At 73.5% G+C, this 20,628-nt stretch carries 21 protein-coding genes; 17 read left to right on the forward strand and 4 right to left on the reverse strand.

Features of this window, described 5'->3' with window-relative positions:
• A partial coding sequence (locus ABL57_RS22600) for a hypothetical protein (RefSeq protein WP_203225539.1) occupies positions 1-187 on the forward strand: 187 nt, incomplete at its 5' end.
• On the opposite strand, the gene ABL57_RS01925 is transcribed toward ABL57_RS22600, so the two are convergent.
• Positions 112-993, reverse strand: coding sequence for a manganese catalase family protein (locus ABL57_RS01925; RefSeq protein ID WP_047801758.1), 882 nt, complete (start codon positions 991-993; stop codon positions 112-114). The two genes, ABL57_RS22600 and ABL57_RS01925, sit on opposite strands and share 76 nt — an antisense overlap.
• Before the next feature lie 180 nt (positions 994-1,173).
• Between ABL57_RS01925 and ABL57_RS01930 the strand changes: the two genes are divergently transcribed.
• A complete protein-coding gene (locus ABL57_RS01930; RefSeq protein ID WP_047801759.1) occupies positions 1,174-2,181 on the forward strand; it encodes an NAD(P)-dependent alcohol dehydrogenase in 1,008 nt (335 codons plus the stop codon).
• A gap of 48 nt (positions 2,182-2,229) precedes the next feature.
• Here the strand turns inward: ABL57_RS01930 and ABL57_RS01935 are convergent, their stop codons facing one another.
• Entirely contained in the window at positions 2,230-3,417 is a 1,188-nt protein-coding gene (locus ABL57_RS01935; protein ID WP_047801760.1) for a CAP domain-containing protein, read from the reverse strand.
• Positions 3,418-3,751: 334 nt separating this feature from the next.
• Between ABL57_RS01935 and ABL57_RS01940 the strand changes: the two genes are divergently transcribed.
• Genes ABL57_RS01940 through ABL57_RS01950 form a run of 3 tightly spaced genes read left to right on the forward strand, consistent with a single transcriptional unit; the run spans position 3,752 to position 6,832 of the window.
• Positions 3,752-4,186 (forward strand): hypothetical protein, encoded by a 435-nt coding sequence (locus tag ABL57_RS01940; protein WP_047801761.1) that lies wholly within the window; start codon positions 3,752-3,754, stop codon positions 4,184-4,186.
• A gap of 52 nt (positions 4,187-4,238) precedes the next feature.
• A complete protein-coding gene (locus ABL57_RS01945; RefSeq protein WP_047801762.1) occupies positions 4,239-5,573 on the forward strand; it encodes a M20/M25/M40 family metallo-hydrolase in 1,335 nt (444 codons plus the stop codon).
• A gap of 47 nt (positions 5,574-5,620) precedes the next feature.
• Positions 5,621-6,832 carry an acyl-CoA dehydrogenase family protein gene (locus ABL57_RS01950; protein WP_047801763.1) on the forward strand — a complete coding sequence of 404 codons (1,212 nt, stop codon included), beginning with the start codon at positions 5,621-5,623 and terminating at the stop codon, positions 6,830-6,832.
• 27 nt (positions 6,833-6,859) lie between these two features.
• Here ABL57_RS01950 and ABL57_RS01955 read toward each other — a convergent pair whose 3' ends face one another.
• Complete coding sequence (locus ABL57_RS01955) at positions 6,860-7,093, reverse strand: DUF5703 family protein (protein ID WP_047801764.1); 234 nt, start codon at positions 7,091-7,093, stop codon at positions 6,860-6,862.
• Between the two features lie 40 nt (positions 7,094-7,133).
• Here ABL57_RS01955 and ABL57_RS22145 point away from each other — a divergent pair, with 40 nt between their 5' ends.
• From ABL57_RS22145 to mshC, 3 genes are all read left to right on the forward strand, one after another.
• Complete coding sequence (locus tag ABL57_RS22145; RefSeq protein ID WP_047801765.1) at positions 7,134-7,490, forward strand: hypothetical protein; 357 nt, start codon at positions 7,134-7,136, stop codon at positions 7,488-7,490.
• A 113-nt stretch (positions 7,491-7,603) separates the two neighbouring features.
• A complete protein-coding gene (locus ABL57_RS01965; RefSeq protein ID WP_047801766.1) occupies positions 7,604-8,434 on the forward strand; it encodes an undecaprenyl-diphosphate phosphatase in 831 nt (276 codons plus the stop codon).
• A gap of 97 nt (positions 8,435-8,531) precedes the next feature.
• Positions 8,532-9,806 (forward strand): cysteine--1-D-myo-inosityl 2-amino-2-deoxy-alpha-D-glucopyranoside ligase, encoded by a 1,275-nt coding sequence (mshC, locus tag ABL57_RS01970; RefSeq protein WP_047801767.1) that lies wholly within the window; start codon positions 8,532-8,534, stop codon positions 9,804-9,806.
• Positions 9,807-9,846: 40 nt separating this feature from the next.
• Here the strand turns inward: mshC and ABL57_RS01975 are convergent, their stop codons facing one another.
• Positions 9,847-10,743 (reverse strand): PAC2 family protein, encoded by an 897-nt coding sequence (locus tag ABL57_RS01975; protein ID WP_053004689.1) that lies wholly within the window; start codon positions 10,741-10,743, stop codon positions 9,847-9,849.
• Between the two features lie 83 nt (positions 10,744-10,826).
• Here ABL57_RS01975 and ABL57_RS01980 point away from each other — a divergent pair, with 83 nt between their 5' ends.
• The 9 genes from ABL57_RS01980 (at position 10,827) to ABL57_RS02020 (ending at position 20,627) form a co-directional block, all read left to right on the forward strand.
• On the forward strand, positions 10,827-11,537 hold the full coding sequence (locus tag ABL57_RS01980; protein ID WP_047801783.1) for an HAD family phosphatase: 711 nt from the start codon (positions 10,827-10,829) through the stop codon (positions 11,535-11,537).
• Complete coding sequence (locus ABL57_RS01985) at positions 11,534-12,670, forward strand: site-2 protease family protein (RefSeq protein ID WP_047801768.1); 1,137 nt, start codon at positions 11,534-11,536, stop codon at positions 12,668-12,670. The genes ABL57_RS01980 and ABL57_RS01985 overlap by 4 nt, the downstream gene beginning before the upstream one ends.
• A 133-nt stretch (positions 12,671-12,803) precedes the next feature.
• Positions 12,804-13,931: a tRNA (adenine-N1)-methyltransferase gene (locus tag ABL57_RS01990; RefSeq protein ID WP_047801769.1), complete on the forward strand. Its 1,128-nt coding sequence runs from the start codon at positions 12,804-12,806 to the stop codon at positions 13,929-13,931.
• The gene (gene arc / locus ABL57_RS01995; protein WP_371212454.1) at positions 13,928-15,691 is read left to right on the forward strand and encodes a proteasome ATPase; all 1,764 of its coding nucleotides are present in this window, start codon (positions 13,928-13,930) and stop codon (positions 15,689-15,691) included. The genes ABL57_RS01990 and arc overlap by 4 nt, the downstream gene beginning before the upstream one ends.
• The gene (gene dop / locus ABL57_RS02000) at positions 15,688-17,325 is read left to right on the forward strand and encodes a depupylase/deamidase Dop (protein WP_047801770.1); all 1,638 of its coding nucleotides are present in this window, start codon (positions 15,688-15,690) and stop codon (positions 17,323-17,325) included. Before arc ends, dop begins: the two co-directional genes overlap by 4 nt.
• A 33-nt stretch (positions 17,326-17,358) precedes the next feature.
• Positions 17,359-17,568, forward strand: coding sequence for a ubiquitin-like protein Pup (locus ABL57_RS02005; protein WP_047801771.1), 210 nt, complete (start codon positions 17,359-17,361; stop codon positions 17,566-17,568).
• A 5-nt stretch (positions 17,569-17,573) separates the two neighbouring features.
• Positions 17,574-19,019: a Pup--protein ligase gene (pafA, locus tag ABL57_RS02010; RefSeq protein WP_047801772.1), complete on the forward strand. Its 1,446-nt coding sequence runs from the start codon at positions 17,574-17,576 to the stop codon at positions 19,017-19,019.
• Positions 19,020-19,150: 131 nt separating this feature from the next.
• Positions 19,151-20,122: an FKBP-type peptidyl-prolyl cis-trans isomerase gene (locus tag ABL57_RS02015; protein WP_047801773.1), complete on the forward strand. Its 972-nt coding sequence runs from the start codon at positions 19,151-19,153 to the stop codon at positions 20,120-20,122.
• A 109-nt stretch (positions 20,123-20,231) separates the two neighbouring features.
• Positions 20,232-20,627: an FKBP-type peptidyl-prolyl cis-trans isomerase gene (locus ABL57_RS02020; protein ID WP_047801774.1), complete on the forward strand. Its 396-nt coding sequence runs from the start codon at positions 20,232-20,234 to the stop codon at positions 20,625-20,627.
• Position 20,628 lies beyond the last annotated feature (1 nt).

The raw sequence follows: 20,628 nt of genomic DNA on the forward strand, positions 1-20,628 counted from the left end.
GCAGATCGTCGCGGCGGCCGCCACCGCGGACACGACCGTGGCCCTGGACTCCCTCGACGCCGTGTCCGCCCCGATGCTCCCCGGGATGTCCGTGGGAGGCGGCGCCGGGCCCTACTCCCTGTTGAGCTTGTCCTGCAGGGCGCCGGCGGCCTTCTCCACCCGGTTGGACACCTCGGTGGTGCCGTAGAACCGGGCGTCGGGGTGGGTGGGAGGCGGCATCGGCACCCCGGCCATGGGCTCGTCCTTGTACCCGAACTCGCCGTTGCCGTCCGGGGTCGGCCCGGACGCCCAGGAGCCCTCCGCGGCGGTCGCCCCGTCGGAGAAGTTGTAGTAGTCGTAGGAGAACTCGGTGGCCTCCTTGGCCTGCGGGAAGTTCGAGGGCACCGGCATCTGCTCCAGCCCGTCGGCCTGCAGCTCCTTGACCGCGGCCATCCACTGGTTCTGGTGCATGGTGTCGCGGGCCAGCAGGAAGGAGAGCATGTCCCGGATGCCCTTGTCGTCGGTCATGTGGTAGAGCCGGGCGACCTGCAGCCGGCCCTGCATCTCGGCGTTGACGTTGGAGGACATGTCCGCCAGCAGGTTCCCGGAGGCGGTGACGTAGGACCCGGACCAGGGGTTGCCCATGGAGTCCACCGGCCGCGCCCCGGCCCCGGCGACAATGGCGTGCTGCAGGTCGGTGCCGCCGATCACCGCCGCGACCGCCGGGTCGGACTGCACGGCGTCCTCGGTGATGCCCAGGGGTGCCTTCTCCAGCAGCTGGGCGACCATGGTGGCGAGCATCTCGATGTGGCCGAACTCCTCGGCGGCCGTGCCGAAGAGCAGGTCCCGGTACTTGCCCGGGATGTGCGCGTTCCACGCCTGGAAGCTGTACTGCATCGCCACGGTGATCTCGCCGTACTGGCCGCCGATCACCTCCTGCAGCTTGCGCGCGTAGACCGCGTCCGGGGCCTCCGGGGTGGACTTGTACTGGAGCGTCTGGCTGTGCGTGAACATGTGTGCCTCCGTCGTGGATTGCAGTGGCCCGGCGACGGCGGAGCGCTGGTCCGCTCCGCCGCACCCCGGTGAGGCCACCCTAATCCGCCCGCTCGGAGATGTGAAGTGTGCTGATAAAGTGGGTGCGTCCGCACGGACCCCGTTCCGACAACCCTTGCCGACGACCTTGGAGGAGAACCTGTGAAGCAGCTCAGCATCGACGCACCCGGAGGCCTCGACCGGCTCCGCCTCGTGGACGCCGCGGAGCCCGGCGCCCCCGGCCCGGGCGAGATCCGGGTGCGGGTGCAGGCCAGCTCCCTGAACTACCACGACTATCTCGTCGTCTCGGGCGGCTCGCGCACGGCGGACGGCCGGATCCCCATGGCCGACGGCGCGGGCGTCGTGGAGTCCGTGGGGGAGGGCGTCGAGGAGTTCGCGGCCGGGGACACCGTCGTCTCCTGCTTCTTCCCGCTGTGGCAGGACGGGCCGCCGGTGGACGCCGACTTCTCCCGCGTGCCCGGCGACGGGCTCGACGGCTACGGCCGGGAGGTCGTGGTGCGCCCGGCCACGTGGTTCACGCGCGCCCCGGCCGGCTGGTCGGCGGCGGAGGCGGCGACGATCCCCACCGCCGGGGTGACCGCGTGGCGGGCGCTCGTGGTGGACGGCGGGCTGCGCGCCGGCGAGGTCGTGCTGGCCCTGGGCACCGGGGGCGTCTCCGTCTACGCGGTGCAGCTGGCCAAGGCCATGGGCGCCACCGTGGTGGCGACCTCGTCCTCCGCGGAGAAGCTCGAGCGCGTCCGCAAGCTCGGGGCGGACCACGTCCTCAACTACCGGGAGGACCCGCAGTGGGGCCGCACCGTCCAGGAGCTCACCGGCGGGCGCGGCGCCGACCACGTCGTGGAGGTCGGCGGACCGGGCACCCTGTCCCAGTCCCTGCGCGCCGTGCGCATCGGCGGGCACATCTCCCTGGTCGGTGTGCTCACCGGGCGCGGGGGCGAGGTGCCCACGGCGCTGCTGATGGCCAAGCAGGCGCGCCTGCAGGGCCTGATCGTCGGCAGCCGCCGCGACCAGGCCGACTTCGTGCGCGCGCTGGAGAGCACCGGGATCCGGCCGGTGATCGACCGCCGGCACGGCCTGGCCGACGCGGCGGAGGCCTTCCGGACGATGGAGGCGGCCCGCCACTTCGGCAAGATCGTGCTCGAGCACTGAGCCCGCCGCGCGAGCCCGTGCCCGGGGCCGCGCGCCCCGGGCACGCGCTCACCACCCGGTGACGGTGACCTGACTGGTCACCGAGGACCAGACAACCTTGTACCCGTTGGAGAAGCGCTGGTACACGGTGCTGCCGGAACGGATCTCGTCGGTGACGGGGTAGCCGTAGCCGCGCTCATACCCCGCCGCCCTCCAAGCCCGGCCGATCGCGCCCGTCTCCTTGATCGCCCGCGCCCCGTAGGCGCGGGTCCACAGCACCTTGGTCAGCGCGCCGTCCCGGGAGTACACCTGGTAGGCGGAGCCGTCGACAAGCCGGCGCTCCTCCGTGGTGGGATAGCCGTAGCCGTTCTCCCGCCCGGCGGCCGCGAACTTCTGGCCGATGGCCGTGGCGTTCTCGAGCAGCCGGGCGCCGGTGGCCGGGCTCCAGTACAGGGTGCTCGTGCGGCCGTTGAGGACGAATTCCTGATAGACACCGCCGGCGCGCAGACCGCCGATCTCGGGAGTGACCGGCGCACCGAGCACGGACGCCCCGCCCAGAGCGTGGTACATCGCGCCGATGGCACCGGCCACGCCGTAGCCGGACGGGCTCTGGACCGGCACGGGTAGCTGGGAGGTCTCGTTGCTGTAAGCCGGGATGCCGCCCACCCGGGAGGAGGCGTCCGCCGGAGCGCCCCCGTTGGCGTAGCCGTAGAGATTGACCGTGGACAGCACCTGCCAGGGCTGGCCGGTGTTCTCCAGCCTGCCGTCCGCGTAGCTGAGGCCGATGCCGATCACCTCATGACGGGGATCCTTGAGCGCCTTGTCGTGGGCCGCCGACGACTTCCACCACGCCACCAGCGCCCGCACGTCACGGTGGTACTCGAGCGCGATCACCTCGTTCGCGCTGGTGTACGGTCCGACCCGGGGATCGGTGAGGAAGCTGGTGCTGTGCGAGAACTTCTCCTCGACCACCTGCCGGTCGGACTCCTTCTGCACCACCTGGGAAAGCGTGGCCGAATACTTCAGCGGTTTCAGCCCGAGGGACCCCCGGTAGCGATTGATCTCGTCGAGAATCGTCTGGGCGTCGTTCTGACGGGTGAGCGCGTCGACCTGAACGATATCCTGCGCGGCCGCCTGCGCCGCCGGAGCGGCGAGGAGCGAGGTGCCGGCGAGGGTGGTGACGCCGATCCCGGCCGAGAGGGCCAGGGCGGCCATGCGGCCGTGACGGCGCGCGGGGGCGCAGCGGTGTTTCGCCATGGGTGCTTCTGCTTCCTGGTCTGTCTGCACGTGCGGAAAAGTGGGGGTTCCGTACGGCGGGGGGCTATCGCGGTCCGGCCGGACCGCGAGACAGATTGGGCTGGGGAAGGCGCCCAGGAAAATGCTAGGAAATTCCCATGGGAAACAGAAAAGATACGAAATTGTTGCTTTCGTGGCCGAGGACACGCGTGCTCGACGAGGGAAATGCCGCCCACCACGGCCCGGACTGGATATGGTGCCCGACTTGACTCCCGGGGCGCTCTGCTGGTTCCGTGCAGGCTTCATGCTGGCTGCGGAACGATAGGCTGGCAGGGCAGATCCGGGAAGGAGCTCGATGACCGACCACGCCACCCGCCCCGCCGGCGCCCGGCACCCGCTCCGGCTGGCCCCCGTCGTCGTCGCCGCCGTGGCCCTGACCGGGTGCGGCCCCGACCTCGACACGCCCGAGGGCACCACCCGGGCCTTCGTGGACGCCATGGCCGAGCGGGACTGGGCGGGCGCCTGCGAGCTGCTCTCCCACGACCTCGTGCACCGGTCCATGGACGGCAACTCGCAGTACTGCCCCGCCTACCTGGAGCGCCGGCACCAGGACACCGACCGCTACCGCACCCTCGAGGTCCAGGGCGAGGCCTCCGCCACCGAGGAGGGCCACCGGCTCCGGGTCGCACCCGAGGACGCCCCGGACCGGACCGAGGAGGTCGTCGTGGTCGAGGAGTCGGGGCGCCTCGTGCTGCTGCGCTACCCCGGCCGCGACACCGCCACCCGCTGACCGCGATCCGCTGACCGCACCCCGCGCGCACGCGCCCACAGGAAGGACCGCCATGACCGATCCGCAGACCGTTCCCGCCGCCCCGGCGGCGTTGTCGCCGGAGGGGGAGACCGTCGAGATCTGCCGCAACCTCATCCGGATCGACACCTCCAACTACGGCAGCGGGGACGCCAAGGGCGAGCGGCGGGCCGCGGAGTACGTCGCGGGCCTGATCGAGGAGGTGGGCCTGACCACGACGCTGCTGGAGTCCGCCCCCGGGCGCGCCAACGTCTTCGCCCGGCTGGAGGGCACGGATCCGTCCGCCGACGCCCTGCTGGTGCACGGGCACCTGGACGTGGTCCCGGCGATCGCCGCCGACTGGTCCGTGGACCCGTTCGCGGCCGAGGTCCGGGACGGGATGATCTGGGGCCGCGGAGCCGTGGACATGAAGGACATGGACGCCATGATGATCTCGGTGCTGCGCCACATGGTGCGCACCGGGACCCGGCCGCGACGTGACATCGTGTTCGGGTTCTTCGCCGACGAGGAGGCGGGCATGGTCTACGGCTCGCACTGGATCGCCGAGCACCACCGCGGGCTCTTCGACGGGGTCACGGACGCGATCAGCGAGGTCGGCGGCTACTCGGCCACCATCGGCGGCCGGCGCGCCTACCTGTTGCAGACGGCCGAGAAGGGCCTGATGTGGCTGCGGCTCAACGCCCAGGGCACGGCCGGGCACGGCTCCCAGATCAACGACGACAACCCCGTCACCCGCCTCTCCAGCGCCCTGGCCAACATCGGGCAGTACCGGTGGCCGGTGGAGCTCACCAAGACCACCCGGGCGTTCCTCGACTCCGTCACGGAGCTGACCGGGGTGGAGTTCGACCCGCAGAACCCGCAGCGGCTGCTCGCCGAGCTGGGCTCCGTGGCCCGCTTCGTCGGCGCGACCCTGCAGACCACGGCCAATCCGACCATGCTGGAGGCCGGGTACAAGGTCAACGTCGTCCCGGGCTCGGCGCAGGCCGGACTGGACGTGCGCTACCTGCCGGGCCAGCGCGAGATGGTGCTGGAGAAGCTCGCGGAGCTCGCCGGGGACGGCGTGGGCTTCGAGTTCGAGTCCGACGACATCGCCCTGGAGGTGCCCTTCTCCGGCAACGTGGTCGACGCCATGGTCTCCGCCCTGCACGTCGAGGATCCGGAGGCGGTGGTGCTGCCGTACATGCTCTCCGGCGGGACGGACAACAAGTCCCTGGACCCGCTGGGGATCACCGGCTACGGGTTCGTGCCGCTGCGGCTTCCGGACGAACTCGACTTCCCCGCCATGTTCCACGGCGTGGACGAGCGCGTGCCGGTGGACTCCCTGGAGTTCGGCTCCCGCGTCCTGCACCGGCTGCTCAGCAGCTACTGACCACCCCGGCCGCCCGGCCTCGCGCCGGGGCCCGACGAAGGAGCGAGATGGACCGCGCGGACGCCGCACCGGCCGAGACCCGGGTGCGCGAGACCCTGACGCCGGAGACCCTGCTGCCCGACGAGCTGCTGGAGACGTTCCGTGCGCGGGCCGGCGGCTACGACCGGCAGAACCGGTTCTTCGACGAGGACTTCGCGGACCTGGTGCGCATCGGCTACCCGCTGATGCTCGTCCCGCGGGAGTTCGGGGGCCTGGGCTTCACGCTGCGCCAGGCCGCCGCGGCGCAGCGCCGGCTGGCGGCGGCGGCACCGGCCACGGCGCTGGGCTTCAACATGCACCACGTGCTCGTGGGCGTGGGGCACACGCTGCGGCTGCGCGGGGACGAGCGCGCCCGGGGCATCTTCGAGCAGGCCGCGGCCGGGGAGATCTTCGCCTTCGGCATCTCCGAGGCGGGCAACAACGCCGTGCTCTTCGACGCGGCGACCACCGCGGAGGCCACCGCGGACGGGTACCGGGTCACCGGCACCAAGATCTTCACCTCGCTCTCCCCGGTCTGGACCCGGCTGATCGTCCACGCCCGGGACGACGCGGACCCGCGGGCCCCGCTGGTCTTCGGCTTCGTCGCCCGCGACGAGGAGGGCATCGAGATCCTCGACGACTGGGACACCCTGGGGATGCGCGCCTCGCAGTCGCGCAGCACGGTCCTGCGTTCGGTGCGGCTGCCGGCCGACCAGGTGCTCACCCGCACCCCGGCGGGCCCCAACCCGGACCCGGTGGTGTGGGGCGTCTTCGGCTGCTTCGAGCTGCTCCTGGCGGCGGTCTACACCGGGATCGCCGACCGGGCGGTGCAGCTGGCCGCGGAACTCGCCGGGGCCCGCCGGTCGCGGGCCAAGGGGGCGTCCTACGCCCAGGACCCGGACATCCGGTGGCAGATCGCCGAGGCCGCGCTGCTGCGCGACGGGGTGGAGCTGCAGCTGGACCGGCTGACCGCCGACGTCGACGCCCTGGGCTCGGCCGGCGCCCCGGACCACGGGCCCCGCTGGTTCCTGCTGTTCTCCGGGGTCAAGCACCGGGCCACGGAGACGGCCCGGCAGGTGGTCGACATCGCGATGCGCACCTCCGGAGGCGCCCAGTACTCCCGGGGCGGGGAGCTGGAGCGGCTCTACCGCGACGTGCTCGCCGGGATCTACCACCCCTCGGACAGCGAGTCGGTGCACGCGGCCGTGGCCAAGGCGCTGCTGGGCCCGCTGGAGGCCTGAGCCGCGACCGCCCGTCCAGGACGGGGCTCAGATGGTGCGTTCGACGCGCATCACGCGGCGGCGCAGCCAGTACCTGCGGGTGCCGCCGTAGAGGAGCACGCTGCGGGTCAGCTCCCACTTGCCGTACTCGGCGTGCTCGCGCAGCCGGGCCCGGGCCTCACTGAGCCGTTCGTGCGGGGCGACGGTGAGCAGGAGGTACTCGTAGCGCTGGTCGGCGTCGTGCAGCAGGGTCGCCGAGCTGGTGCGGACTTGTTCTCTCATCGGTCCCCATTCTGCACGGATAAGCGCTAACGTCTACTCCATGAGTCATGATCCTCGTGCCGCGCTGCAGTCCCTCGTGAGTGCCTTCGAAGAACACCTCGCCGCCGCCTCCAACCGCCGCGGTGACGACGACCCCGCGGTCGACGGGGCCTACATCGCGATCGCCGACGCCTTCGACGCCTACGAGGAGGCGCTCTACGACGCCTACGACGAGGTCACCCCGCTGACCGTCTTCGCCGAGGAGGAGGACGACTCCGACGACGACTCGGACGAGGACGACGACGAGGACGACGACGAGGAGCTGCTCGAGGACAACGAGATGCTCGACGAGGACCTCGTCGACGAGGAGGACTACGAGGACCTCGACGACACGGACGGGGCGCGCTCCTCCCGCTGACGCCCGCCGCTCCACGCCGCGCCGAGGCACGGCCCCGCTCGAGGGGCCGTGCCTCTCGCTCGTCCGGGCCTGTCCCGCCGCCTCCGGCGCCACCGGTGCCGTAGGGTGGCCGGGTGAATTGGATCGAAAGCATCATTCTGGGCCTGGTGCAGGGCCTGACGGAGTTCCTGCCGGTCTCCTCCTCGGCGCACCTGCGGATCGTGGGGGAGTTCCTGCCCAACAGCGCGGACCCGGGAGCGGCGTTCACGGCGATCACGCAGCTGGGTACCGAGACCGCCGTGATCATCTACTTCTGGCGCGACATCGTCCGGATCCTCAAGCAGTGGACCCTGTCGCTGGTGGGCCGGGTGGAGCGCTCCGACCCGGACGCCCGGATGGGCTGGCTGATCATCCTGGGCTCCCTGCCGATCGGCGTGCTCGGGCTGCTGCTGGAGGACTACATCGACACGGAGTTCCGCTCCCTGTGGATCACCGCCACGATGCTGGTGGTCTTCGGCGTGATCCTGGCCGTGGCGGACCTGGTGGGCCGCCAGGCCCGCCACCTCGACGACCTCACCGTGAAGCACGGCGTGCTCTTCGGGTTCGCCCAGGCCCTCGCCCTGATCCCCGGCGTCTCCCGCTCCGGCGGCACGATCACCGCCGGCCTGCTGATGGGCTACACCCGCGAGGCCGCCGCCCGCTACGCCTTCCTGCTGGCCATCCCGGCGGTCTTCGCCTCGGGGCTGTACAAGCTGGCGCGGACGCTGGGGGAGCCGCAGTCCGGGCCTTACGGCATGGCCGAGATCCTGCTGGCCACGGGCATCGCGTTCGCCGTCGCCTACGTGATCATCGGCTGGTTCATGCACTACATCTCCAACCGCAGCTACACCGTCTTCGTGTGGTACCGGATCGCGCTGGGCCTGGCGATCTTCGTCCTGCTGGGCCTGGGCGTGCTCAGCGCCTGAGCGCGGGCGGGACGGCCCCTGCGGGTCCGGTAGGTTGAGAGAGGTCCCGCGCCGCGGCGACCGCCCCCGCCCCGTACCCGATCCCTCCGAGGTGAGCATGAAAGCCTGGTCCGCCCGACCCGTCCCCGACCTCCCCGGCGAGGCCCCCCTGCCGGTGGTGCAGGACACCCGGCTGCGGCGGCGGGCGGAGCTGCCCCGGCAGGAGCGGGCGAGCCTGTACGTCTGCGGGATCACCCCGTACGACGCCACGCACATGGGCCATGCCGCCACCTACGTGGCCTTCGACGTGCTGCACCGGGCGTGGCTGGACGCGGGCACCCCGGTGGACTACGTCCAGAACGTCACCGACGTGGACGACCCCCTGCTCGAGCGGGCCGAGGCCACGGGCGTGGACTGGCGGGAGCTGGCCGCGCAGCAGACCGAGCTCTTCCGCACCGACATGAGCGCCCTGAACGTCCTCCCGCCCCAGCACTACGTGGGCGCCACGGAGGTCGTCGACCGGATCGTGCCCGCCGTCGAGGACCTGCTCTCGCGCGGCCTGGCCTACCGGGTGCCCGGAGCCGGCGGAGAGCCCGACGGCGACGTCTACTTCGACGTCGCCGCCGCCGGCGCGCCCGAGGCCGCGGACGGGTGGGCCCTGGGCGACGTCTCCCACCTGGAGCCGGAGCAGATGCTGACGCTGTTCGCCGAGCGCGGCGGGGACCCGGAACGCGCGGGCAAGCGCCACCGGCTGGACCCCATGCTGTGGCGCGTGCACCGCCCGGGCGAGCCCGCCTGGGACGGGTCGTCCCTGGGGGCGGGCCGGCCGGGCTGGCACATCGAGTGCTCCCTCATCGCCCTCCAGCACCTGCCCGCTCCGTTCACCGTCCAGGGCGGCGGCTCCGACCTGGTCTTCCCGCACCACGAGATGGGCGCCGGGCACAGCTGGGCCCTGACCGGCCGGCCGATGGCCGAGCACTTCCTGCACACCGGCATGGTCGGCCTCGACGGGGAGAAGATGTCGAAGTCCCGCGGCAACCTGGTGCTCGTCTCCCGGCTGCGGGCCCAGGGCGTGGACCCGGCGGTGATCCGCACCGCGATCCTCGCCCACCGCTACTCCGAGGACTGGTTCTGGACCGACCTCGTGCTCGCCGGCGCGGTGGCCCGGGTGGACACCTGGCGCCGGGCCCTGGCCGCGGCCCCCGAGGGCAGCGCGGCCCCGTTGCTGGCGGGCGTGCGCACGGCCCTGGCCGACGACCTGGACACGCCCGCGGCCCTGGAGGCGCTGGACGACTGGGCCGCCCGCGCGCTGACCGGCCCCGCGCAGCCCTCCGCGGCGGACGCGCGCCTCGTCCGGGACCTCGTGGAGGCCCGCCTGGGCGTGGTGCTCTGAGCCCCCGCACCGCCGCGGTCCCGCGGCGGTGCGGCCGCGCTCACTTCTCGTCGCGGCGCCGGCGCAGGTAGCGCTCGAACTCCTTGGCGATCGCGTCCCCGGTGGCCTCGGGCAGGTCCGTGGTGTCCTTCGCCTCCTCCAGCTGCTGGACGTAGGCGGCGATCTCGGGGTCGTCCGAGGCCAGCTCGTTCACCCCGCGCTCCCACGCCTCGGCGTCCTCGGCGATGACGTCCAGCGGCAGGGTGATGTTGAGCAGCTCCTCGATCTCCCGCAGCAGCGCCAGCTCCGCCTTCGGGGACGGGGACTGCGCGACGTAGTGCGGCACGGCCGCCCACAGGCTCACCGTGGGGAACCCGCCGAGGGAGGCCATGTGGGACAGGACCCCCACGATCCCGGTGGGGCCCTCGTACTGGGAGGGGTCCACGCCCAGCTCCTCCTGCAGCTCCGCTGTGTCCGAGGTCTTGGTCACCGGGATCGGCCGGGTGTGCGGCACGTCCGCCAGCAGCGCCCCCACCATCACGACGAAGTCGACGTCGAGCAGCGTCGCCTGCTCCAGCAGCTCCGCGGTGAACGAGCGCCACCGGTAGGACGGCTCCCACCCGTGCAGCAGGACGAGGTCCAGGTTGGTGCCCGGCACCGTGGCCGTGGCCAGCTTCGTCGTCGGCCACACGATCTTCACCTCGCCGGTCGCCGCGCGGCGCACGATCGGCCGGGAGAACTGGTAGTCGTAGAAGTCGTCCGAGGTGACCTCGAAGACGTCCTTCGCCCCGTAGTGCTCGGCCAGGAACTGCACGGCGTCCGTGGCCGCGTCCCCGGCGTCGTTCCACCCCTCGAACGCGGCCACCAGCACGGTCACCCGCTCCTGGTCGCCGCTCTCACGGACCACGCCGAACGGGCCGGCCTGGGGTCGGGGGAACGTCTCGTCGAAATTGCTCACGCTCCCACACTACGCGCAGGCGCATCCACGGCAAGGGGACCGCCGGGCCCGGGCCCCGTGTTGCGGGAACTACGATGGAGGCCATGCCGACCCCCTCCGCCCCGCGCCCCGACGCCCCCCTGCCCACCGCGGTGCTCTTCGACATGGACGGCACCCTGGTGGACACCGAGCCGTACTGGCTCGAGGCCGAGATCGCGCTCGTCCGCGCCCACGGCGGGACCTGGACCGAGGCCGACTCCCTGGCCATGGTCGGCACCGGCCTGGAGGACGCCGCGGCGGTCTTCCAGCGCGCCGGGGTGGCCCTCACGGTCCGGGAGATCGTCGAGCACCTGCTGGGGCAGGTCGTCGCCCGCACCCGGCAGCGCACCGTCCACCGGGACGGTGCGCCCGAGCTCGTCGCGGCCCTGCGCGAGCGCGGCGTGCCCCTGGCCCTGGTCACCAGCAGCGAGGCGCCCCTCGCCGAGGTCGTCGTCGACGCCTACGGCGGCCCCGGGGCCTTCGAGGTCGTCGTCACCGGTGACCTCGGCCACCCCGCCAAACCTGCCCCGGACCCCTACCTGCTCGGCGCCGCCCGCCTGGCCGAGCGCGTCGGCCGCCCCCTGGACCCCCGCGGGATGGTCGCCGTCGAGGACTCCCGCACGGGGGTGCGCTCCGCGACCGCGGCGGGGATCTACACCGTGGGCGTGCCCAATCTGGTCCCCCTGCACGACTCCGGGGCGGACACGGTGCTGCCCACGCTCGCCGGCCTGACGCCCGAGGACCTCGGGCGGCTCGTCGCCGGGGTCCGCGCGTGAGCGGCCGACGCGCCGCCGGGGTGCCCCTGGGCCGGATCGGCGGGGTGCCCGTCACCCTGTCCTGGTCCTGGTTCGTGATCGCCGCCGTCACGGTGCTCCTCTACACCCCCGTGCTGCTGCGCGCCTACCCCGAGCTGGGCGCGCTCAACTACGCCGCCTCCCTCGGCTTCGCCCTCACCCTCGCCCTGTCCGTGCTGCTGCACGAACTGGCCCACGCCTGGACGGGCCGCGCCTTCGGCTGGCCCACCGGGCGGATCGTGCTCAGCCTCCTCGGCGGGCACACCCACTTCGGGGACGTGCGCACCACCCCGCTGGCCTCCGCGGCCGTCTCCCTGGCCGGGCCCGCCGTGAACCTGGTCCTGGGCCTGGCCGGCTGGGCGCTGCTGCGCACCGCGGACCCCGCCCCGTCCCTCGGCTGGGTCCTGCTCGACCTCACCACCTGGGCCAACCTCATCGTGGGCCTGTTCAACGTGCTGCCGGGGCTGCCCCTCGACGGCGGCCGCGTGGTCGAGTCCGTGGTCTGGGCGCTCACCGGCCGGGAGCACCGCGGCACCGTGGTGGCCGCCTGGGCCGGGCGCGTCCTGGCCGTCCTCCTGCTGGTCGGCACGGCCGCCACGGGCCTGTGGCGGCAGGCCCCCGCGCTCGTGCTCGTGGTCCTGATCGCCGCCTTCATGTGGCAGGGCGCCGGCGCGTCGCTGCGCTCCGCCCGGATCCTCTCCCGCCTGCACGGGGTCAGCGCCACGGCCCTCGCCGAGCCCGCGCTCAGCGTGCCCCACGACGCGTCCCTGGCCCGCACCGACCAGCTGGTCGTCACCCACCTCGCCGCCCGGCACCCCGGCGCGGGCGGGGCCGTGCCGCACGTGGTGGCCGTGGACGCGGGCGGGCGGCCCGTGGGCCTGCTCGTGCCGGCCGCCGCCGACGCCGTGCCCGACGACCGGCGCGCGGGAACGCCCCTCGGGGCCGTGCTGGAGCGGCTGCCCGAGGGCGCCGTGCTGCCGGGGGAGCTGCAGGGGGAGTCGCTGCTGCGCGCGGTCGCCCGCTCCGAGCACCCCCGCTACGTGGTCACCGGCCCCGGCGGCGCGCCGGCCGGGGTGCTGCGCAGCGCGGCCCTCGAGCGGCTGCTGGCCGGCTGAGCCCGCCGGCGCCCGCGGCGGCGGCCGCGCGTCGCGGCGGCACGGCACGGTGACACAATGGGGGAGGACCCACGGTCCTGCCGGGTCCGCCGCAGGACCCCGCACCGCAACGCCATCCCGTGAAAGTGAGCCGATGACCGGAACCGCTGACCAGACCGCCGCCCCCACGCCCGCCACCCCGCGGGGCGCCCTCAACCGGCGCGGTCCCTTCCGGGCCGGGGAGCGCGTGCAGCTCACCGACGAGCGCGGGCGGATGAACACGGTCACCCTCGCGGCCGACGGCGAGTTCCACTCCCACCGCGGCGTGCTCAGCCACGGCGAGCTCATCGGCCGGCCGGAGGGCACCGTGGTGGAGAACTCCGCCGGGTTCCGCTACCAGGCCCTGCGCCCGCTGCTGAAGGACTTCGTGCTGTCCATGCCGCGCGGCGCGGCGGTGGTCTACCCCAAGGACGCCGGGCAGATCGTCACCATGGCCGACATCTTCCCCGGGGCCCGGGTGGTCGAGGCCGGCGTCGGCTCCGGCGCGCTGTCCATCTCCCTGCTGCGCGCGGTCGGCGACGAGGGGCACCTGCACTCCTTCGAGCGCCGGGCGGAGTTCGCCGACATCGCCCGCGGCAACGTCGAGACCATGTTCGGCGGGCCCCACCCCGCCTGGCGGATCACCATCGGCGACCTGGCCCAGGAGCTCGGCCAGTACGAGCAGCCCGGCTCCGTGGACCGCGTGGTCCTGGACATGCTCGCCCCCTGGGAGTGCCTCGACGCCGTGGCCACGGCCCTGGCCCCCGGCGGGGTGGTCATGTGCTACGTCGCCACCGTCACCCAGCTCTCCCGGACCGCCGAGGCGATGCGCGCGGACGGGCGCTTCACCGAGCCGGACGCCTCCGAGACCATGGTGCGCGGCTGGCACGTCGAGGGCCTGGCCGTGCGCCCGGACCACCGGATGGTCGCCCACACCGGCTTCCTGCTCTCCGCCCGCCGCCTCGCGGACGGCTCGGAGCGGCTGGCGCCCAAGCGCCGGGCCTCGAAGTCCGAGTACAGCCAGGAGGACCTCGACGCCTGGACCCCCGTGGCCCTGGGCGAGCGCGACGTCACCGACAAGAAGCTGCGCCGGGCCGGCCGGGAGGCCCTCAGCCTGGCCGAGCGCGCCGCCCGGGCCACGGAACCCGCGAGCGCCGGCACCCCGGACCCCGGCACCCCGGACGGCAGCAGCGCCGCGCCGGCCGCTCCGGTCCCCGGGGAGGAGCAGGAGGACCGCCCGTGAACGAGCCCCCTCAGCAGCAGGCCGTGCCGGCCGACGCGGAGCAGACCCGCCGGGCCCTGACCACCGCCCAGCGGCAGGTCAACATCCTCCGGGACCAGAAGCGCGCCCTCGACAAGCAGCTCGCCGCCGCCGGGACCCAGAACCAGAAGCTGGTGCGCCTGCTCGACGCCACCCGCACCGAGATCGCCCAGCTCAAGCGCGCCCTGGAGAACGACCTCGTCCCGCCCCTGAGCCAGGGCACGGTCGTGCAGGTCAACCCGGGACACGCCCCCGTGGGCGAGCAGACCGGCAGCGGGCCGGCCGTGACCGAGCGCACCCTGGACGTCCTCGTCGCCGGCCGGCGGATGCGGGTGGCGCTGAGCCCGCTGGTGAGCTTCGCCGCGTGCGAGCCCGGGCGCCAGGTGCTGCTCGACCAGAACTACACCGTCGGCGCCGTCCTGGACTACGAGCAGACCGGGGAGGTCGCCACGGTCAAGGAGATCGTCGACCACGACCGCGTGCTCACGGTGGGCCGCTCCGACGAGGAGCGGGTGCTGCTGCTCTCCGGGCTGCTGCGCCGCCGGCGCCCGGAGATCGGCGACGCCGTGTCCATCGACCACCGGACCGGCTTCGCCCTCGAGCCGATCGAGCGGACCGACGTCGAGCAGCTCGTCCTCGAGGAGGTCCCCGCCGTCTCCTACGACGACATCGGCGGCCTCGGCCCCCAGATCGAGCAGATCCGCGACGCCGTGGAGCTGCCCTTCGTCCACCCCGAGCTCTACCGCGAGCACGGCCTCACCCCGCCCAAGGGCATCCTGCTCTACGGGCCCCCCGGCAACGGCAAGACCCTCATCGCCAAGGCCGTCGCCCGCTCCCTCGCCGAGCGCGCCGCCGACCGCGCCGGCCGCGAGAAGGCCCTGGGCTACTTCCTGAACATCAAGGGCCCGGAGCTGCTGGACAAGTACGTGGGGGAGACCGAGCGCCAGATCCGCTCCATCTTCCTGCGCGCCCGGGAGCAGGCCGTCCGGGGCGTGCCCGTGGTCGTGTTCTTCGACGAGATGGACTCCCTGTTCCGCACCCGCGGCTCCGGGCTGTCCTCGGACGTGGAGACCACCATCGTCCCGCAGCTGCTGACCGAGATCGACGGCGTGGAGCGGCTCGACAACGTCATCGTCATCGGCGCCACCAACCGCGAGGACATGATCGACCCCGCCGTGCTGCGCCCGGGCCGGCTCGACGTCAAGATCCGCATCGACCGCCCCGACGCCCAGGGCGCCGCCGAGATCCTGCGCCTCTACGTCACCGAGGACCTGCCCCTGCGCCGGGCCGAGGTCGACGCCGCCGGCTCCCGCGCGGGCGCCGTCGAGGCCCTCGTGGACGCCGCGGTGGCCCGGATGTACGAGAAGAGCCCCGCCACGCGGTTCCTGCACCTGAGCTACCGCGACGGCACCGAGGAGACCCTCTACTTCAGCGACTTCACCTCCGGGGCCGTGATCCGCAACGTCGTGGACCGGGCCAAGAAGCAGGCCATCAAGGACCTGCTCACCACCGGGGAGCGGGGCCTGGGCCGCGCCCACCTGGTCCGCGCGGTGGACGAGGAGTTCCACGAGCAGCAGGACCTGCCCAACACCTCCAACCCGGAGGACTGGGCCCGGATCTCCGGGCGCCGCGGCGATACCATCACGGACCTGCGCGTGGTCCTGCACCGCGACCCCCACCCCGCCGGGCCGGCCACGCCGCCGGCGCCAGCAGGGGAAGCACCGGGGGAGGCCGGCGCATGACCGTCCGCCGTGTCATGGGCGCCGAGACCGAGTACGGTGTGCTGGCCACCGGCAACCCGCACGCCAACGCCACCGTGCTCTCCACCCAGGTGGTCACCACCTACGCCGCCCTGGTGCGCCGCCGTCTCGGCGCGTCCCGCACCACCGCCGACTGGGACTACCACGGCGAAACCCCTTTGGAGGACGCCCGCGGCTTCACCGTCCCGCGCGAGCAGGCCGACCCCTCCCAGCTCACCGACGTCGCCCCCGTTCTCACCGCGGAGGAGGTCGCCGCCGAGGCGCTGCGCGAGTCCGGGCCCTGGGCGGAGTCCATGGACTGGGCCCAGGTCGTGATGAACACCGTCCTGCCCAACGGCGCCCGCCTCTACGTGGACCACTCCCACCCCGAGTACTCCTCCCCGGAGGTCACCACCCCCCGGGACGCCGTCCTCTGGGACGCGGCCGGGGACCGCGTGGCACTCGACGCCGTGCGGGCCGTGGCCGCCAGCGCGGCGAGCACCGGCCTCGACGTCGTGAACCTCTACAAGAACAACACCGACAACAAGTCCGTCTCCTACGGCGCCCACGAGAACTACCTGGTGCCCCGCACCGTGCCCTTCGACCGGCTCGCCGCGGCCCTGCTGCCCTTCTTCGCCTCCCGCCAGGTGATGTGCGGCGCCGGCCGCGTCGGTCTGGGCCCGCGCGGCCGGCGCCCGGGCTTCCAGCTGAGCCAGCGCGCCGACTTCTTCGAGCGCGAGATCGGGCTGGAGACCACCGTCCACCGGCCCATCGTCAACACCCGGGACGAGCCCCACGCCGAGCGCGGCCGGCACCGCCGCCTGCACGTCATCATCGGCGACGCCAACCTGTCCCACACCGCCGGGCTGCTCAAGTTCGGCACCACCTCCCTGGTCCTGGGCCTGGTCGAGGCCGGCGCCGCCCCGGACATCGGCCTCGCCGACCCCGTGGCCGCCCTGCAGGCGATCAGCCACGACCCGTCGCTGCGCGCCACCGTTGCGCTCCGGGACGGCCGGGAGCTCACCGGGGTCCAGCTGCAGCGGCTCTACCTCGAGGCCGCCCGCGCCCACGAGGCGGCCGGCGGGGGACCCGACCCGCAGACCCGGGAGGTCCTCGAGCTGTGGGAGGAGGTCCTCGACGCCCTCGAGACCGACCCGCTGTCCCTGGCCGACCGGCTGGACTGGGTCGCTAAGTACGCGCTGCTGCGGGGCTACCGCGAGCGCGACGGGCTCGCCTGGGACGACCCCCGCCTGACGCTGGTCGACCTGCAGTACGCCGACGTGCGCCCCGAGAAGGGGCTCTACCACCGGCTGGTCGCGGGCGGGCGGATGCGCACGCTCTTCGGCGCCGAGGAGATCGAGCGGGCGGCCGGCGCGCCGCCCGCCGACACCCGCGCCTGGTTCCGGGGCCACCTGGTCTCCCGGTTCCCCGACGACGTGCTCACCGCCAACTGGGACTCGGTCTCCCTCGCGCTGCCGGGAGTCCGCCGCGGCGCGCGGATCGCGATGCCCGAGCCGCTGGACCTCACCCGTGAGGACGTCGGTCCCCTCGTGGGGTCCGCCCCCGACGCCGAGCACCTCGTCCGCGCCCTCGCCGGCGCCCGCCCCGCCCTCGTGCACACCGGCTCCCTCGGCTGAGCACACCCACCCACCACTCCAGGAGGACCCCTCATGGCCCAGGAACGCATCTTCGGCTCCGGCGCCCAGCGCCGCGAGGAGACCGAGCTCCCCGAGCCCGGCGCCCCCGCCCCCACCCAGCCCGCCGCCCAGGCCCGGACCAGCACCGGCAGCGCCGACGACCTGCTGGCCGAGATCGACGGCGTGCTCGAGTCCAACGCCGAGGAGTTCGTGAAGGGCTTCGTCCAGAAGGGCGGCCAGTAGCCCCCATGGACCGCAGGATCTACGGCATCGAGACCGAGTTCGGCATCGCCCACAGCGCCCCCGGGGCGCGGCAGCTCAGCCCCGAGGAGGCCGCCCGCACGCTCTTCCGCCCCGTGGTGGCCTGGGGCCGGTCCTCGAACGTGTTCCTGCCCAACGGGGGCCGGCTCTACCTGGACGTCGGCTCCCACCCCGAGTACGCGACCGCCGAGTGCGCGAGCCTCGAGGACCTCGTGGCCCAGGACAAGGCCGGTGAGCTGCTGGTCGACGACCTGCGGCGGCAGGCCCAGGACGCCCTGGCGGCGGACGGGGTGCCCGGGCAGATCTACCTGTTCAAGAACAACGTCGACTCCCGCGGCAACTCCTTCGGCTCCCACGAGAACTACCTCATCGCCCGGCGCACCGAGTTCGCCCGGCTGGTGCAGATCCTCATCCCGTTCCTGGTCACCCGCCAGCTGCTCGTGGGCGCCGGCAAGGTCCACCCCGCCGGCCCGGAGGACTTCGGGGCCGTGCCGGTGGGCTCCGGGGCCCCCAGCTACTCCTTCTCCCAGCGCGCGGACCACATCTGGGAGGGCTCCTCCTCGGCCACGACCCGCTCCCGGCCGCTGATCAACACCCGGGACGAGCCGCACGCCGACGCCGAGCACTACCGCCGGCTGCACGTGATCGTGGGGGACTCCACCATGTCCCAGACCACCACGGCCCTGCGGGCGGGGACCACCGACCTGATGCTGCGGATGATCGAGGCGGGGCAGATCCTGCCGGACCGGACCATGGCCGACCCGGTGCGGTCCCTGCGGGAGGTCTCCCACGACCTCACCGGCACCCACCCGGTCCTGCTCGCCGACGGCGCCCGGCGCTCCGCCCTGGACCTGCAGCGGGAGCACCTGGAGGCCGTCCGGGCCTTCGTCGACCGGGAGGGCGCCCACCACGACCGGGTGCCGTGGGTGCTGGAGCTGTGGGAGCGCACCCTGGACGCCGTGGCCCGGCAGGACGCCTCGGCGATCGACACCGAGATCGACTGGGCCATCAAGAAGAAGCTGCTCGACGGCTACGCCGCCCGGGACGGTCTCGACCTCTCCGCCCCGCGCCTGGCCCAGCTGGACCTCGCCTACCACGACACCGCCCCGGAGCGGGGGCTGTTCAACCTGCTGCAGCGGCGCGGACAGGCCGCGACCTTCGTCCCCGACGAGCGGGTCGAGGAGGCCGCGCGCACCCCGCCCGCCACCCGGGCCGCCGTCCGCGGCCGGTTCATCGACGCGGTGGTCGCCTCCGGGCACCACTACACGGTCGACTGGGTGCACCTGAAGGTCAACGACCGCACCCAGCGCACCGTGCTGTGCAAGGACCCCTTCGCCACCGAGCACCCCGAGGCCGACGCCCTGGTGGCCGGCCTGCGCGCCGCGACCCCCGCCGGGGACGGCCCCGCCCACGGGGACGCCCCCGTCATCTGACGCGGCCGCGACCGGCGGCCGGGCCGCGCTGTCCAGTCAACATCCAGCGCCCTGCACTAGGCTGGGCGCGGCCCGGCCCTGCCGCCCGACTCCGCCGACCCCACCCGGCCCGACCCCCGAGGAAGACACCCGTGCGAAAGACCCTGACCACCTCCGTTGCCGCCCTGTCCCTGATGCTCGCCCTCGCGGGCTGCTCGGGGGCCGGCGTCGACTCCGTCGAGCTCAGCAACGACCCGGCCTCGGGCACCGCCCCCTCGGTGACGTTCGAGACCCCGCTCAACGCCGAGGAGGCCGGGGCCAAGGAGCTGCGCGAGGGCGAGGGCGCGGAGATCGCCGAGGGCGACACCATCCTGCTGCAGGCGGCGCTGTTCAAGGGCTCGGACGGCACCTCGATCGGCGAGACCTACTCCCAGGGCGCCGGCCAGGTCCTCACCCTGGAGCAGGGGCTTCAGGAGTCCATCCCGGAGATGTACGACGCCCTCGTGGGTGCCAAGGAGGGCGCGATCATCGCCTACTCCTCCCCGGAGACCTCCGGCGCCGCCGGCGACGAGTCGACCTCCGTGGAGGTCTACGAGGTCGTGCGCAAGATCCCCACCGAGATCGAGGGCGAGCCGCAGGACAGCCCGAAGGGGCTGCCCGAGGTCACCGAGAACGACGAGGGCGTGCCCACCGTGGCCGAGCCCGAGGGGAAGGCCCCCGGGAAGCTCGTCTCCGAGTACCTCATCGAGGGCGACGGCGAGGAGGTCGCCGAGGGCGACACCGTCATCGCGAACTACGTGGGCGTGAAGTGGTCCGACGGCGAGACCTTCGACTCCTCCTACGAGAAGGGCGCCCCCGCCTCCTTCCCCCTCGACAACGTCATCGAGGGCTGGCAGGAGGGCCTGGCGGGCAAGAAGGCCGGCTCCCGCGTGATCCTGTCCGTGCCGGTCGACCAGGCCTACGGCACGGAGAAGGACCTCGGCGAGGACTCCCAGTACCCCGCGGGCGACCTGCTGTTCGTGGTCGACATCCTGGCCGCCGTCGAGACCCCCGAGGCCCCGGCCCAGCCCTCCGCGTCGCCCAGCGCATCCCCCAGCGCGTCGCCCTCGGCGACCGAGGAGTAGTCCCGGTCGGCTATGGTGGCCCGGTGGGGGCGCGGCCCCCACCGGGGCCCGCGGCCCCACCGTCCCCGGCGGCCACGTCCGCCGACGACCCGACGAACCAGGAGCACCCATGTCCTTCGGAGAGCGCAAGCTCGACCGCACCAAGCCCGAGATCGACTTCCCCGAGGGGGACGCCCCGACCGAGCTCGTCGTCACCGACCTCGTCGAGGGCACCGGCGCCGAGGCCACCGCCGGCAAGCAGATCTCCTGCCACTACGTCGGCGTGACCTTCTCCGCCGGCGAGGAGTTCGACGCCTCCTGGAACCGCGGCCAGCCGCTGGACTTCACCGTGGGCATCGGCCAGGTCATCGAGGGCTGGGACCAGGGCCTGCTGGGCATGAAGGTCGGCGGCCGCCGCCGCCTGGAGATCCCCTCCGCCATGGCATACGGCTCCCGGGGCGCGGGTGGAGTGATCGGCCCCGACGAGGCCCTCATCTTCGTGGTGGACCTCCTGGACGTGCGCTGAG

Source organism: Kocuria sp. SM24M-10, assembly GCF_001027955.1.
GTDB classification, from domain to species: domain Bacteria; phylum Actinomycetota; class Actinomycetes; order Actinomycetales; family Micrococcaceae; genus Kocuria; species Kocuria oceani.

Excerpts from the sequence above, each read along its gene's own strand:
- ABL57_RS22145 (WP_047801765.1), top strand. The coding sequence starts at position 7,134 with ATGAGTCATGATCCTCGTGCCGCGCTGCAGTCCCTCGTGAGTGCCTTC.
- dop (WP_047801770.1), top strand. The coding sequence starts at position 15,688 with ATGACCGTCCGCCGTGTCATGGGCGCCGAGACCGAGTACGGTGTGCTG.
- ABL57_RS01955 (WP_047801764.1), bottom strand. The coding sequence starts at position 7,093 with ATGAGAGAACAAGTCCGCACCAGCTCGGCGACCCTGCTGCACGACGCC.
- ABL57_RS01935 (WP_047801760.1), bottom strand. The coding sequence starts at position 3,417 with ATGGCGAAACACCGCTGCGCCCCCGCGCGCCGTCACGGCCGCATGGCC.
- pafA (WP_047801772.1), top strand. The coding sequence starts at position 17,574 with ATGGACCGCAGGATCTACGGCATCGAGACCGAGTTCGGCATCGCCCAC.
- ABL57_RS01945 (WP_047801762.1), top strand. The coding sequence starts at position 4,239 with ATGACCGATCCGCAGACCGTTCCCGCCGCCCCGGCGGCGTTGTCGCCG.
- ABL57_RS01990 (WP_047801769.1), top strand. The coding sequence starts at position 12,804 with ATGACCGGAACCGCTGACCAGACCGCCGCCCCCACGCCCGCCACCCCG.
- ABL57_RS01950 (WP_047801763.1), top strand. The coding sequence starts at position 5,621 with ATGGACCGCGCGGACGCCGCACCGGCCGAGACCCGGGTGCGCGAGACC.
- ABL57_RS02005 (WP_047801771.1), top strand. The coding sequence starts at position 17,359 with ATGGCCCAGGAACGCATCTTCGGCTCCGGCGCCCAGCGCCGCGAGGAG.
- ABL57_RS02020 (WP_047801774.1), top strand. The coding sequence starts at position 20,232 with ATGTCCTTCGGAGAGCGCAAGCTCGACCGCACCAAGCCCGAGATCGAC.
- ABL57_RS01940 (WP_047801761.1), top strand. The coding sequence starts at position 3,752 with ATGACCGACCACGCCACCCGCCCCGCCGGCGCCCGGCACCCGCTCCGG.
- ABL57_RS01925 (WP_047801758.1), bottom strand. The coding sequence starts at position 993 with ATGTTCACGCACAGCCAGACGCTCCAGTACAAGTCCACCCCGGAGGCC.
- mshC (WP_047801767.1), top strand. The coding sequence starts at position 8,532 with ATGAAAGCCTGGTCCGCCCGACCCGTCCCCGACCTCCCCGGCGAGGCC.
- ABL57_RS01980 (WP_047801783.1), top strand. The coding sequence starts at position 10,827 with ATGCCGACCCCCTCCGCCCCGCGCCCCGACGCCCCCCTGCCCACCGCG.